12 protein-coding genes are annotated in these 13,489 nt (G+C 58.7%); 6 read left to right on the top strand and 6 right to left on the bottom strand.

Going from position 1 to position 13,489, the window contains the following annotated elements; translation table 11 throughout:
* Nucleotides 1-20 precede the first annotated feature (20 nt).
* From OSH03_RS02200 to puuD, 4 genes are all read right to left on the bottom strand, one after another.
* Entirely contained in the window at nucleotides 21-1,301 is a 1,281-nt protein-coding gene (locus tag OSH03_RS02200; RefSeq protein ID WP_266178149.1) for an NAD(P)/FAD-dependent oxidoreductase, read from the bottom strand.
* The gene (gene puuC, locus OSH03_RS02195) at nucleotides 1,298-2,791 is read right to left on the bottom strand and encodes an aldehyde dehydrogenase PuuC (protein WP_266178148.1); all 1,494 of its coding nucleotides are present in this window, start codon (nucleotides 2,789-2,791) and stop codon (nucleotides 1,298-1,300) included. Before puuC ends, OSH03_RS02200 begins: the two co-directional genes overlap by 4 nt.
* A gap of 157 nt (nucleotides 2,792-2,948) precedes the next feature.
* Entirely contained in the window at nucleotides 2,949-3,506 is a 558-nt protein-coding gene (gene puuR / locus OSH03_RS02190) for an HTH-type transcriptional regulator PuuR (RefSeq protein WP_013096835.1), read from the bottom strand.
* A 25-nt stretch (nucleotides 3,507-3,531) separates the two neighbouring features.
* Nucleotides 3,532-4,296, bottom strand: a complete 765-nt coding sequence (gene puuD, locus OSH03_RS02185; RefSeq protein WP_028012974.1) for a gamma-glutamyl-gamma-aminobutyrate hydrolase — start codon at nucleotides 4,294-4,296, stop codon at nucleotides 3,532-3,534.
* A 214-nt stretch (nucleotides 4,297-4,510) separates the two neighbouring features.
* Between puuD and OSH03_RS02180 the strand changes: the two genes are divergently transcribed.
* From OSH03_RS02180 to OSH03_RS02175, 3 genes are all read left to right on the top strand, one after another.
* Nucleotides 4,511-5,929, top strand: a complete 1,419-nt coding sequence (locus tag OSH03_RS02180) for a glutamine synthetase family protein (protein ID WP_266178147.1) — start codon at nucleotides 4,511-4,513, stop codon at nucleotides 5,927-5,929.
* A gap of 172 nt (nucleotides 5,930-6,101) precedes the next feature.
* Nucleotides 6,102-6,296 (top strand): YmjE family protein, encoded by a 195-nt coding sequence (locus OSH03_RS22145; protein WP_061098367.1) that lies wholly within the window; start codon nucleotides 6,102-6,104, stop codon nucleotides 6,294-6,296.
* Entirely contained in the window at nucleotides 6,286-7,677 is a 1,392-nt protein-coding gene (locus tag OSH03_RS02175) for an APC family permease (RefSeq protein WP_061098366.1), read from the top strand. The genes OSH03_RS22145 and OSH03_RS02175 overlap by 11 nt, the downstream gene beginning before the upstream one ends.
* Nucleotides 7,678-7,747: 70 nt before the next feature.
* Here OSH03_RS02175 and OSH03_RS02170 read toward each other — a convergent pair whose 3' ends face one another.
* A complete protein-coding gene (locus tag OSH03_RS02170; RefSeq protein ID WP_266178146.1) occupies nucleotides 7,748-9,001 on the bottom strand; it encodes an MFS transporter in 1,254 nt (417 codons plus the stop codon).
* Between the two features lie 121 nt (nucleotides 9,002-9,122).
* Here OSH03_RS02170 and OSH03_RS02165 point away from each other — a divergent pair, with 121 nt between their 5' ends.
* From OSH03_RS02165 to bioD, 3 genes are all read left to right on the top strand, one after another.
* The gene (locus tag OSH03_RS02165) at nucleotides 9,123-10,019 is read left to right on the top strand and encodes a LysR family transcriptional regulator (RefSeq protein ID WP_266178145.1); all 897 of its coding nucleotides are present in this window, start codon (nucleotides 9,123-9,125) and stop codon (nucleotides 10,017-10,019) included.
* Nucleotides 10,020-10,149: 130 nt separating this feature from the next.
* Nucleotides 10,150-11,370 (top strand): sugar metabolism global transcriptional regulator Mlc, encoded by a 1,221-nt coding sequence (gene mlc, locus OSH03_RS02160; protein WP_041910244.1) that lies wholly within the window; start codon nucleotides 10,150-10,152, stop codon nucleotides 11,368-11,370.
* 130 nt (nucleotides 11,371-11,500) lie between these two features.
* Nucleotides 11,501-12,196, top strand: coding sequence for a dethiobiotin synthase (gene bioD, locus OSH03_RS02155; protein ID WP_061098364.1), 696 nt, complete (start codon nucleotides 11,501-11,503; stop codon nucleotides 12,194-12,196).
* Here the strand turns inward: bioD and clcB are convergent.
* On the bottom strand, nucleotides 12,131-13,441 hold the full coding sequence (clcB, locus tag OSH03_RS02150; RefSeq protein WP_266178144.1) for a voltage-gated ClC-type chloride channel ClcB: 1,311 nt from the start codon (nucleotides 13,439-13,441) through the stop codon (nucleotides 12,131-12,133). The genes bioD and clcB overlap by 66 nt on opposite strands.
* Nucleotides 13,442-13,489 lie beyond the last annotated feature (48 nt).

The following is a 13,489-nucleotide window of genomic DNA, read 5'->3' as shown; positions in this document are numbered from 1 at the left end:
ATACCCTTTTGTCGAAACGATCATACGCCAAGACGATCGCGCAGGCTGTAGTACGCCGCGCCCATCGCCGTGAATGGAATCCGCAGGCTGCGGCCGCCCGGGAAGGGGTAGTGCGGGAGGTTGGCAAACGCATCAAAGCGCTCGGCGTCACCGCGCAACAGCTCCGAGATCAGCCGTCCGGCCAGGTGGGTGCAGGTCACGCCGTGGCCGCTGTAGCCCTGCATGTAATAGATGTTCTTATCCAGACGGCCAAACTGCGGCATCCGCGACAGGGTCAGCAGGAAGTTGCCCGTCCAGCGGTAGTCGATTTTGACGCCTGCCAGCTGAGGGAAGGTTTTTAGCAGCTTTGGCATCACCAGGCGCTCGACATCGTCCGGATCGCGCGCACCATAGACGACGCCACCGCCGTACAGCAGGCGGTTGTCGGCGGTGAGGCGGTAGTAATCCAGCAGGTAGTTGCAATCTTCCACGCAATAGTTATTGGGGATCAGCGTGCGGGCGACCTCCTCCGGCAGCGGGGCGGTGGTCACCACCTGGGTGCCGCAGGGCATGCTGCGTTTTGCCAGTTCCGGTTCTATCTTATCGCCCAGATAGGCATTCCCGGCGACGATCACGTAGCGGGCCGTCACCTGGCCATGCTGCGTGCTCACCACGGCAGGGCTGGTGTGCTGAATGGCGGTCACCGGGGACTGTTCATATACCCGGCCGCCGTTCAGGCGAATGGCGTCCGCTTCGCCGATCGCCAGGTTCAGCGGATGGATGTGCCCCCCGCTGCGGTCCAGCAGCGCGCCGGTATAGCGTTCGCTGTCGACTTCCCGGCGGATGGCGCTGGCGTCCAGCAGCTCCAGCTGCGTGTTGCCGTAGCGTTCCCAGTTGGCTTTTTGCTCCTCCAGTGTCTCCAGCTGCTTATGGTTTAGCGCCACAAACAGCCCGCCGGGACGATAGTCGCACTGGATCTGATAGCGCTGGATCCGCTCCCGGATGATCTCCCCGCCTTCAAACATCATGCTTCCGAGGACTCTGGCGGCATCGGGCCCGTAGTTTTTCTCAATCACGTCGATATCGCGGCTGTAGGAGTTAACCAGCTGGCCGCCGTTGCGTCCGCTGGCGCCGAAGCCGATGCGCGCCCCTTCAAGGAGCACCACGTCATAGCCCATTTCAGCCAGATGCAGCGCGGAGGAGAGGCCGGTATAGCCGCCGCCCACCACGCACACGTCACAGCTGATCGACTCGTTAAGCGTCGGGAAAGGTTCGTAAGCGTTCGCGCTGGCCGCGTAGTAGCTGGTGGTATGTTCGGTCATGATTGAGGCTCCAGGGCAATCCAGATGGTTTTCAGTTCGGTAAATTTTTCCAGCGCGTGCAGGGACTTATCGCGACCGTTGCCGCTCTGCTTATAGCCGCCAAAGGGTACGGTCATATCACCGTCGTTGTAGTTATTGACGAAGACCGAGCCTGCTTTCAGGCGGCGGCTCATGCGGTGCGCGCGGGAGAGATCGCGGGTCCATACCGCCGCGCCAAGCCCATATTCACTGTCGTTGGCCAGCGTTAAGGCTTCCTCTTCGGTTTTAAAACGGGTGACGACCAGCACCGGTCCGAAAATCTCTTCCCGGCACAGCGGGGAGGCAGGGTCGATGTCGACAAAAATGGTGGGACCGACTGCGGAAGGCCAAGATTGTTCCCGCCCGTCCACCAGCAGCGTACCTTTTCGGGTTCCCTCCCGAATAAACGTGTGGACGGTATCGGCGTGCGCAGCGTCGATGAGCATGCCCATCGTGCTGTCAGGGTCGAGAGGATCGCCCGGCTGCCAGTGACGGGCCTGCGCTTTCAGCCTTGCCAGAAAGTCATCGGCGATGCTGTCTTCGAGCAGCAGGCGGGTACCGGCGATACAGACTTGCCCCTGGTTATAAAAAATCCCGGCGGCGGTCGCGCTCACGGCCTTGTCCAGGTCCGGACAGTCGGCAAAGATAATGTTGGCGCTCTTGCCGCCGGCCTCCAGCCAGACGCGCTTCATGTTGCTTTCGCCCGCGTCCTTCAACAGCTGCTTGCCGGTACGGGTAGAGCCGGTAAACGTCAGCACTTCGACCTCCGGATGCAGTGCCAGCGCCTGGCCCGCTTCGTGGCCGTAACCGCTTATCACATTCAGCACGCCGTCCGGCAGGCCCGCCTCTTTCGCCAGCCCGGCCAGCCGCAGGGCGGTGAGCGGCGATTTCTCCGACGGTTTCAATACCACGCTATTGCCCGCAATCAGTGCCGGGCCCAGCTTCCAGCAGGCCAGCAGCAGCGGGAAGTTCCAGGGGACGATGGCCGCGACAACCCCGATCGGCTCGCGCACGATCATCGCCAGCTCGCCCGGACCCGTAGGCGCCACTTCGCCGTAGACTTTATCCGCCGCTTCGGCGTACCAGCGAATGGCGCGAGCCGCGCCGGGAATATCGTCGCGCAGGCTGTGGCGGATCGGTTTACCGGTGTCCAGCGTTTCCAGTAGGGCCAGCTCTTCGCCGTGGCGCTCCATCAAATCGGCGAGCTTATTCAGCACGGCCTTGCGCTGCGCCGGAGACGCCTGCGACCAGTCTCCGCGCTCAAATACCTCACGCGCGGCCTGAACCGCACGGTCCACGTCCGCCTGCTTGCCCCGGGCCACGTTCGCCAGCGTCTGTTGTGTCGCGGGATTGACGGTTTCAAACGTGGCATTATCGGCGGCGTCACAATAGGCACCGTTAATAAATAACCGGGTCTCAATGGCGCTGTTTTTTGCTTTATCCTGCCAGTAAGTCAGGTGCTGAAAATGCATATTCACTCCTTTCTTTCGCAATCAGATAAATAAAGGCATGGCCGTTTCAGGCAATACGAAGCCGTGAGGCATCCCGGGAATTAACCCGTTGAATGCCGACATCGATCGTTTTTATTTGTTCCGGCGTAAGCGCGCTTACGCCGGGACTGAGTGGTAATTAGAACGTGGTGGGGGTGTGGGCACTGATAATGCGGCAGATGCCTGCCGAGGTATTGCTAAAGCTGTGCGGTATGCCGGTATTGATGGCATAGCTCTGCCCCGCAACCAGGTGATAAGGCTGGCCATTAATGGTCAGCACTATTTCACCTTCCAGTATCGTACCGATCTCCTCACCCTGATGTTTGATCCTCTCTCCGGTCGTGGTTCCAGGCTGGTAAGTTTCAAAAATCATCGCCAGCGTACGGTTCGGATTTCCGTTATGAACCAGCTTCATCGAAACCCCCTGACTGCCTATTTCGATAAGGTCTTCCTGATTAATAACCACCTGCGGTTCATCAGGTTTTTCCGGTTCCGAAAAGAATTCCGAGAGCGACAGCCCATAAACTTTCAGCAGCTTTTGCAGCGTACTGATGGCAGGACTGACTTTGTCCTGCTCGATGGTGCTGATGGCACTGTGTGTTAACCCAGACAGTTCGGCGGCACGCCGCTGCGAGAGACCCAGCTGCTGGCGGATCTCAGACAGACGTTTCCCTGGCGCCAGTCCGTCATCGCTCATAGTTGCATTTCCTTTACGGTAGTGGTCAAAGCCGTTGCTTCTCGGCAATGTGGCTTTGACAGGCGGTGATAAAACCATCAAACAACATACGTGACAGGGCATACTCGCTGCTGTTCCATTCGGGGTGCCATTGCACGCCGAGGGCAAAGGGGTGGTCATGAACGCTGACCGCTTCGACCAGCCCGTCCGTCGAGCGGGCCTCCACGCGGAGCCGTGGTCCTAACGTTCGTGCACCTTGCCCGTGTAACGAGTTTACCCAAAATGTGTTACAGCCTGGTATTAATTGAGACAGCAGTCCTCCCTCCTGAACCTGAACCTCATGAGAAGGGGCGTATTGTAGCTCAACAGGCAGTTCAGGATCTTCCCGGTGCTCAAGCAGGTCGTTCTGCTCGAACAGGCGGCGATACAGCGTTCCTCCCGTCGCAACAACCAGTTCCTGCAGCCCCCGGCAGATGGCGAAAATGGGGATGCGCCTTTCGAGCGCGGCGGCAATCAGCGCCATACTCAGAAGATCTCGCCCGGGATCGGCGTCAGGCTCATCGCCGTTTTCACCATAAAGGTGCGGCTGCACGTTACTTGGGCTGCCCGGCAGGTAAATCCCGTCCAGGGTTGGCAGCAGAGCGGTAAGTAGCTCTGGCTCTGCCAGCGCATGCGGTAAGGCAATAGGTAAGCCCCCCGCGTTAATAATGGCATTCAGGTACTTTTCTTGCAGGGTCTGGGTCTCATGACCCTTAAGCCTGTTTCTGCACATCACTACGCCAATAACTGGCTTGTTCATTATATTTTCCATGATCGCCCTCACAAAGTGGACTAAATTTAGGCCATTCTCGCCTGTGAAACGGCCTTTTCGTTCAATATTTTCTCAATCTAGCAATGGGATCTGCCTTTTGCAAACTTAATTTAACATTTGACAAACAATTTGTTTGCATACAGATTCGATAGGGTGGACATTATATTTGACAGTCCAGAGCAGCGAACGCAAATCCCAAAAACGGTGGTAAATCATGGAAACCAATATCGTAGAAGTTGAGAACTTTGTGCAGCACACGGATGAGAGGCGGGGCAGCGCCTTTACGCAGGAAGTGAAGCGCTATTTAGAAAAGTATCCTGACACCCAGTTTATTGATGTCCTCCTGACCGACCTGAACGGCTGTTTTCGCGGCAAGCGCATCCCGGTTGCCGGACTGAGCAAGCTTGAAAAAGGCTGCTATTTCCCGGCATCGGTTTTCGCCATGGACATTTTGGGTAACGTCGTAGAAGAGGCGGGCCTGGGGCAGGAGCTCGGCGAGCCGGACTGTATCTGCGTGCCGGTACCGGGCACCCTGACACCCTCCGCCGCCGACCCGGAATACATTGGTCAGGTGCAGCTCACCATGGTCGATGAAGATGGCGCTCCCTTTGACGTTGAGCCGCGGAACGTACTCAACCGACTCTGGCAGCAGCTGCGCCAGCGCGGTCTGTTCCCCGTGGTAGCGGTAGAGCTGGAGTTCTATTTACTTGACCGTAAACGCGATGCCGACGGCTATCTGCAGCCACCCTGCGCGCCGGGCACCGACGTGCGTAACACGCAGAGCCAGGTCTACTCGGTTGATAACCTGAACCACTTTGCTGACGTGCTGAACGACATTGACGAACTGGCGCAGCTGCAGCTGATCCCCGCAGACGGGGCAGTGGCTGAAGCCTCCCCGGGCCAGTTCGAGATTAACCTGCACCATACGGAAAACGTGCTCGACGCCTGCGATGATGCGCTGGCGCTAAAACGTCTCGTCAGGCAGATGGCGGAAAAACATAAGATGCACGCCACGTTTATGGCAAAGCCGTATGAAGAGCATGCGGGCAGCGGGATGCATATCCACATCAGCATGCAAAACAACAGAGGCGAAAACGTGCTCTCAGACGCCAGCGGCGAGGATTCCGCGCTGCTGAAACGCGCGCTGGCCGGGATGATCGATCTGATGCCCGCGTCCATGGCGCTGCTGGCACCGAACGTCAACTCCTACCGCCGCTTCCAGCCGGGAATGTACGTACCGACGCAGGCGTCATGGGGACACAATAATCGCACGGTTGCCCTGCGTATCCCCTGCGGCGATCGCCACAACCATCGGGTCGAGTACCGGGTGGCGGGCGCAGATGCGAACCCGTATCTGGTGATGGCGGCGATTTTTGCCGGCATTCTTCACGGGCTGGATAACGATTTACCCCTGCAGGAAGAAGTTGAAGGCAATGGCCTGGAGCAGGACGGACTGCCGTTCCCGATTCGTCAGAGCGATGCGCTGTGGGAGTTTATGCAAAACGATCACCTTCGCGAGCGGCTGGGCGAACGTTTCTGCCACGTCTATCACGCCTGCAAAAATGATGAATTACTGCAGTTTGAACGCCTGATTACCGAAACAGAAATTGAGTGGATGCTGAAAAACGCCTGATGACGTGCCCCGGTAAGGGGCCGCTTTGTTTCATCTCATACGTTTCACCAAACGGCCTGCGCGGAGCCTGGCCGAACTGTTCGCTGGCACGCCAGCTATCTCCCGGGAGTCGCGTTATGGAGCGCAGGCGGCACAGGGACTTTCTTAACGACACTGTGTGACGAGGTAGGAAATGATGCAGATGTTCAACTATCCGCAGGGCGAAGGGGGCCAGTCAGGCGCCTGCTGTGAGTGCGAGCCAGAGATGCTGCGCTGGTACGATCGCGTATGTTCTTTACAACTTCCCCCTTTGCTAAGCAGGTTTGCGTTAAGGTCAACGCAATTGCAAACCACGGTAAGCATGGGGGGGACGGTTTATGGCGACTAACACGTCTCTTGACTCGCCGGGCATGGCCGGAAGAACCCGGCTGCGCAGTTCCCTCAAGCTCTGGCAGGTGGTCATGATGGGGCTGGCTTACCTCACTCCCATGACCGTGTTTGATACCTTCGGCATTGTGTCCGGTATCAGCAATGGCCACGTGCCTGCCTCATATCTTCTGGCGCTGGCGGGCGTCATGTTTACCGCCATCAGCTACGGCAAGCTGGTGCGACAGTTCCCGGAAGCGGGCTCTGCGTACACCTACACGCAGAAATCGATCGGCCCCCACCTGGGGTTTATGGTCGGCTGGTCATCGCTGCTGGACTATCTCTTCCTGCCGATGATTAACGTGCTGCTGGCGAAGATCTACCTTTCCGCGTTGTTCCCGGAAGTCCCGCCGTGGGTCTGGGTGGTGGGGTTTGTGACGATCCTGACGCTGGCGAACCTGAAGAGCGTTAATTTGGTCGCCAACTTTAACACCCTGTTTGTGCTGGTGCAGATCGCCATCATGGTGGTGTTTGTCATACTCGTGGTGCATGGCCTGCACAAGGGTGAGGGGGTTGGCACCGTCTGGTCGCTCCAGCCGTTTATCAGCGAGAACGCACACCTGATCCCGATTATTACCGGCGCGACGATCGTCTGCTTCTCTTTCCTCGGCTTTGACGCGGTCACCACGCTGTCGGAAGAGACGCCAAACGCGGCGCGGGTTATTCCCAAAGCCATTTTCCTGACCGCACTGTATGGCGGGCTGATATTTATTATTGCCTCGTTTTTCATGCAGCTCTTTTTCCCGACGATCGCGCGCTTCAAGAACCCGGACGCCGCGCTGCCGGAAATTGCGCTGTACGTGGGCGGCAAGCTCTTCCAGTCGGTGTTTCTGTGCACCACCTTTGTGAATACGCTCGCTTCAGGCCTGGCCTCGCACGCCAGCGTCTCACGCTTGTTGTACGTGATGGGGCGTGACAACGTCTTCCCGGAGCGGGTGTTTGGCTACGTGCATCCGAAGTGGCGCACGCCGGCCCTGAACGTCATTATGGTAGGGATAGTGGCGCTGTCGGCCCTGTACTTTGATCTCGTGACCGCGACGGCGCTGATCAACTTTGGCGCGCTGGTGGCGTTTACGTTTGTTAATCTCTCGGTGTACAACCATTTCTGGCGGCGTAAAGGGCTGAACAAAACGTGGAAAGATCGGCTCCACTATTTCCTGCTGCCCCTCATTGGTGCCGCAACGGTCGGCGTGCTGTGGATAAACCTCGAAGCGACGTCCCTGACGCTTGGCCTCATCTGGGCGGCACTGGGGGTTCTTTACCTGGCATGGCTAACGCGCCGCTTCCGAAAACCGCCTCCGCAGTTTGAAGCCGGTAAGATAGAGCAGGCCTGGGATTCCTGAACGTGAAACGGCACCAGTACGCTGGTGCCGTTTATCGGGATCGCTCGTCTTACCGGGCATCAGTCCCTTACTATCTCAGACGCTTATGAAGACTTGCTCCCACCAGCAGCGCCGCGCACAGCATCAGCGCGATAAACCCGCTCACGCCGTTCCAGCCGTAGTGATGCCAGAACACGCCGCCCAGCGTCCCGGCGATGCTTGAGCCCAGATAATAGCTAAACAGATACAGCGACGATGCCTGTCCTTTGGCGCGACGCGCGCGCGGGCCAATCCAGCTGCTGGCGACCGAGTGAGCGGCGAAGAACCCTGCGGAGAAGAGCAGCATCCCGGCAAAGATAAGCCACAGGGAAGAGAAGAGCGTCAGCAGCAGGCCGAGCAGCATCACCGCGGTAAAAACCAGCATCACCGGCCCGCGGCCAAAGCGCGCCGTCATCGCTCCGGCTTTCGGCGAGCTCCACGTGCCGGTGAGATAGGCCACGGAAAGCAAACCCACAACGGCCTGATTCAGATGCCACGGCGAGAGCATCAGCCGGTAGCCAATATAGTTAAACAGCGTCACGAAGGAACCCATCAGCAGGAATCCCATCAGAAACAGTCGCGGTAAACCTTTGTCGCGCCAGTGCAGGCGGAAGTTGATAAACAACGTTTTCGGGCGCAGAGAGGTCGGGCGAAAATGGCGCGACTCCGGCAGGATTTTCCAGAACATCAGGGCCGATGCCAGCGCAAAGCACCCGATCACCGCCAGCGCAATGCGCCAGCTGAAGAAGTCCGTAAACACCCCGCTCAGCAGACGCCCGCTCATGCCGCCAATCGAGTTCCCGCTGATGTACAGCCCCATCGAAAAGGCAACGAAGCTCGGGTGGATCTCCTCGCTGAGATAGGTCATCCCGACTGCCGCCACGCCGCTGAGCGATAGCCCGATCAGCGCGCGCATCACCAAAATGCCGTGCCAGCTGGTCATCATCGTGGAGAGTAACGTACAGACCGAGGCCAGCATCAGGGCGGTTACCATCACCGGTTTACGGCCAATGGCGTCGGATAGCGGACCGGTAAAAAGCAGGCCAATTGCCAGCATCCCGGTTGAAATGGAAAGCGAAACGCTGCTGCTGGCGGGCGATACGCCGAACTCGTGGGAGAGCACGGGCAGGATCGGCTGAACGCAGTAGAGCAGGGCAAACGTTGCCAGACCGGCGGAAAAGAGCGCCAGGGTGACGCGCATAAACTGGGGGGTACCGCGTTTGATGAACTGAACCGGCTGCGATGCTACAGGCAAATCATTAATATCTCTGGCCGGATCGATATCAATGGTAGATGTACGACTCACACAGTTTCCTTGCTTAAACATCCCCGTGATTTCTGGTGACGGGTATGACCACACGTTCAGGGTAGGAAAATGTAAATATTCTGTCTAATATATTAATAATCTCAAATGATACTTTAAAAATATGAATATCGAGCTGCGTCATCTTCGCTACTTTGTCGCCGTCTCCGAGGAGCTGCATTTTGGCCGCGCGGCGGCGCGGCTGAATATTTCTCAGCCGCCCTTAAGCCAGCAGATTCAAATCCTCGAGCAGCAGGTCGGGGCGCGTCTTCTGGCCCGCACCAACCGCAGCGTGAGCCTAACGGCGGCGGGTAAGCAGTTTCTGATCGACAGCCGGCAAATCCTGAGCATGGTCGACGACGCCGCTGCCCGGGCGGAACGGCTCTATCTTGGGGAAGCCGGAGAGCTGCGGATCGGGTTTACCTCGTCCGCGCCGTTTATCAGCGCCGTCTCGCAGACGCTATCGTCATTCCGCCGTCATTTTCCGGACGTGCATATTCAGACGCGCGAAATTAATACCCGCGAGCAGATTGCGCCGCTGAACGAAGGCGCGCTCGATCTGGGGCTGATGCGTAATACCCAGCTGCCGGACACCCTGGCGTGGGAGGTGATCCTGCGCGAACCGCTGATGGCCATGATCCCGAACGACCACCCGCTGGCGTCGTGTCCGGCGGTTTCGCTGGCAGAGCTGGCAAAAGAGCCGTTTGTCTTTTTTGACCCGCAGGTCGGGACGGGCTTGTATGACGATATTCTGGGGCTGATGCGCCGCTACGATCTTGCCCCGGTCATCACCCAGGAGGTGGGAGAGGCGATGACCATTATCGGCCTGGTCGCCGCCGGGCTTGGGGTGTCGATACTCCCGGCCTCCTTTAAGCGGGTACAGCTGCGCGAAATGCGCTGGGTGGCCATTGCCGAGGAGGATGCCGTTTCGGAGATGTGGCTGGTGTGGTCAAAACATCGCGAACAGAGTCATGCTGCGCAGCGCTTCAAACAGCGGTTAATCCAGGCCTCCGCGGTCTGATATTTCCCGGGAAAAACGGGTAAAAATGTGCGGTAAATCACATGGCTAAGTAAATATTTGACGACACCCATGGAAGTGCTTCACCATAGCCAAAAGTTTATTTCGAAGCTCGAAAATAAGGGAGTACGAGGTGGTTGCTGATAGTCAGCCAGGGCATATTGATCAGATTAAGCAGACCAACGCTGGCGCGGTGTATCGCCTGATTGATCAGCTTGGTCCGGTTTCGCGTATCGATCTGTCGCGCCTGGCACAGCTGGCACCCGCCAGTATCACCAAAATTGTCCGCGAAATGCTGGAAGCGCACCTGGTCCAGGAGACGGAAATTCAGGAGCCGGGCAGCCGTGGTCGTCCGGCGGTTGGCCTGGTGGTCGAGACCGAAGCCTGGCACTACCTCTCGCTGCGCATCAGCCGCGGAGAGATCTTCCTTGCGCTGCGCGACCTCAGCAGCAAGCTGGTGGTGGAAGACCGGCTTGAGCTGCCGCTCAACGCCGAGGAACCGCTTCTTGATGCGATTGTCTCCCATATCGATCGCTTCTTTATCCGCCATCAGCAGCGGCTTGAACGCTTAACGGCGATTGCCATCACCATGCCCGGCATTATTGATACCGAAAATGGTATTGTTCACCGCATGCCGTTTTACGACGATGTTAAAGAGATGCCCCTGGGCGAAGTGCTGGAAAACCATACCGGCGTGCCGGTCTATATTCAGCACGACATCAGCGCCTGGACGATGGCGGAAGCGCTGTTTGGCGCGTCGCGCGGTGCCCGGGACGTGATTCAGGTGGTCATCGATCATAACGTCGGGGCGGGGGTGATCACCGACGGACGGCTCCTCCACGCCGGAAGCAGCAGCCTGGTGGAAATTGGCCACACCCAGGTCGACCCGTACGGTAAGCGCTGCTACTGCGGGAACCATGGCTGTCTGGAGACGATCGCCAGCGTGGAAAGCGTGCTCGAACTGGCGCAGGTGAGGCTCAGCCAGTCCATGAGCTCCTCGCTTCACGGCCAGCCCTTAACGGTGGATTCCCTCTGCGCCGCCGCGCGTCAGGGGGATCTGCTGGCGAAGGACATTATTACCGGAGTGGGAAATAACGTAGGCCGCATTCTGGCGATTATGGTGAACCTCTTCAATCCGCAAAAAATCCTGATTGGCTCACCGCTCAGCCAGGCGGCGGAGATCCTTTTCCCGGCGATTACGGCCTGTATTCAGCAGCAGTCGCTCCCCGCCTACAGCAGAAATATTGCGGTAGAAAGTACCCAGTTTTCCAACCAGGGCACGATGGCCGGCGCGGCGCTGGTCAAAGATGCCATGTACAACGGCTCGCTGCTTATCCGCCTGTTGCAGGGTTAACTCTTTTCCGCAGATGTAAGAAAAATTGCGCTATCTCAAGCCGGGTAGCGCACGCATCCCGTAGACTTCCTCCACTGAATTATTTACCTGGTTGATATTTTCGAAGCATACCCAAGAGGTGGAGTGAGTCATGCTTAAGCGTTTCTTTGTTACTGGTACAGATACCTCTGTCGGCAAGACCGTTGTATCCCGCGCATTGCTGCAGGCTCTGGCAGCAAGCGGTAAACGCGTCGCAGGGTACAAACCGGTCGCAAAAGGGAGTAAAGAGACGCCAGAGGGATTGCGAAATAAAGACGCCCTGGTGCTGCAAAGCGTCTCGTCGCTGGAACTGCCTTATCACGCGGTCAATCCTATTGCGTTAAGCGAAGAGGAGAGCAGCGTGGCGCACAGCGGCCCGATCAATTACCCCCTGTTGTCCGACGGCCTGGCGAACCTGAGCGAGCAGGTCGATCACGTGGTGGTCGAAGGGACGGGCGGCTGGCGCAGCCTGATGAATGATTTGCGCCCGCTGTCTGAATGGGTCGTGCAGGAGCAGCTGCCGGTAGTGATGGTGGTGGGTATCCAGGAAGGGTGCATCAACCACGCGCTGCTGACGGCGCAGGCGATTGCCAATGACGGCCTGCCGCTGGTTGGCTGGGTGGCAAACCGCATTAATCCGGGCCTCGCGCACTACGCTGAAATCATCGACGTGCTGAGCACCAAGCTGCCCGGCCCGCTGGTGGGCGAGCTGCCTTATCTGCCTCGCGCCGAGCAGCGCGAGCTAGCGCAGTACATCGATCTCTCTGCCCTCGGTGGCGTGTTGACCGTAGATCGAGTCGTGGCGTAACGTTCGCGACAGTACGGACGCCATCACGCAGGCGACCAGTAAACCGGGCAGTAAAAAATACTGCCCGGTCATTTCACAGACCATCAGCGCCGACATAATGGGCGCATGCGTGGTCGCGGCGAGCAGCGTTGCCATCCCGGCCAGCCCCAGCAGCATCGCCGTCTCAGAACCCGGCAGCCACAGCGCGAAAAGCTGCGCGAACAGCATCCCCGTAGCCATACCGACAAACAGCGTAGGCGTAAACACCCCTCCCGGCGCCCCCGAACCGCTGCTTGCCAGCACCGCCAGCAATTTACAGATAAACACCCCGGCAATCACCGAGAGCAGCGGCGGGGCGAGAAGAAAAGCCTGAACCACGCTGTAGCCGTTCCCCCACACCTTCGGCGTCAGAAGAGAAAGCAGCCCGACGATCGAGCCGCCGAGCGCCAGCTGCCACGGCGGCGAAAGCTTAAGGCGCAGAAAAAGCCCGTGGCTGAACGCCATTAGCCACATCAGCAGCGGTCCGCAGAGGCCTGCCAGCAGGCCCATTGCGACCAGCAGAGCATAATCTGTCGCGGTGAGGATGCCGCTCAGATGGACCTCGTAGAGCGTACCGGCACCCGGTGCCAGGAGTTTTGTGGTGAGAAGCGCGACCACCGCCGCAATCACCACGGGGCCGAGCGAGGCTAGCATTAGCGTGCCAAACAGAATCTCAGCGATGAACAGGCTGCCGGCCAGGGGAGCATGGTAGGCGCTGGCCATCCCGGCGGCGGCGCCACAGGCGATCCAGAGCTTCCATTCGGATTTGGGCGTAAAACGACGGGCGAAAAAGGAGGCGGCGAGGGCGGCAAGCAGGATCATGGCTCCTTCGCGACCGATGGCGCTTCCGCTGGCAACGACCAGCAGCGAAGCAAGGGATTTAACGAGGCTGGCGCAGTAGTCAAACTGACCGTCGCCGGTCTCCAGCGCTTCCATATAATCGGTCGGCGCGTGGGGACGCTGGGCGGTCAGGCGCTGCCATCCCCAGAGCAGCAATCCGGCAGCTAGCCCTCCAAGAGCAGGCGTTAGCGCGCGTCGCCAGGGAGAGAGCGACGCGGCGGCATTCACCAGGCTGCCGCTGTCGTTGCTCAGAAGCAGCCACTCCAGCAGGTACATGCTGTGGCGGAACACCGCAACGGCCAGCGCGGCGAGCACGCCGGTAATGGTGGCAATCAGCAGCCGGCGAAACATCGCGCGGATGTCGGGGTAAACGTGAAGACGTTGCATGGGTCGCAATTAAACGGGGACGATACAATATTGTGGCGGGAAATCGCG

The sequence above is a fragment of the Enterobacter nematophilus genome (assembly GCF_026344075.1).
GTDB lineage: Bacteria > Pseudomonadota > Gammaproteobacteria > Enterobacterales > Enterobacteriaceae > Enterobacter > Enterobacter nematophilus.
Note: the sequence above shows the minus strand (reverse complement) of the source record. Positions and strands in the feature narration are given on the sequence as shown.

Coding starts and splice junctions, on each gene's coding strand:
- OSH03_RS02200 (WP_266178149.1), bottom strand. CDS start 1,301: ATGACCGAACATACCACCAGCTACTACGCGGCCAGCGCGAACGCTTAC.
- puuC (WP_266178148.1), bottom strand. CDS start 2,791: ATGCATTTTCAGCACCTGACTTACTGGCAGGATAAAGCAAAAAACAGC.
- puuR (WP_013096835.1), bottom strand. CDS start 3,506: ATGAGCGATGACGGACTGGCGCCAGGGAAACGTCTGTCTGAGATCCGC.
- puuD (WP_028012974.1), bottom strand. CDS start 4,296: ATGGAAAATATAATGAACAAGCCAGTTATTGGCGTAGTGATGTGCAGA.
- OSH03_RS02180 (WP_266178147.1), top strand. CDS start 4,511: ATGGAAACCAATATCGTAGAAGTTGAGAACTTTGTGCAGCACACGGAT.
- OSH03_RS22145 (WP_061098367.1), top strand. CDS start 6,102: ATGATGCAGATGTTCAACTATCCGCAGGGCGAAGGGGGCCAGTCAGGC.
- OSH03_RS02175 (WP_061098366.1), top strand. CDS start 6,286: ATGGCGACTAACACGTCTCTTGACTCGCCGGGCATGGCCGGAAGAACC.
- OSH03_RS02165 (WP_266178145.1), top strand. CDS start 9,123: ATGAATATCGAGCTGCGTCATCTTCGCTACTTTGTCGCCGTCTCCGAG.
- bioD (WP_061098364.1), top strand. CDS start 11,501: ATGCTTAAGCGTTTCTTTGTTACTGGTACAGATACCTCTGTCGGCAAG.
- clcB (WP_266178144.1), bottom strand. CDS start 13,441: ATGCAACGTCTTCACGTTTACCCCGACATCCGCGCGATGTTTCGCCGG.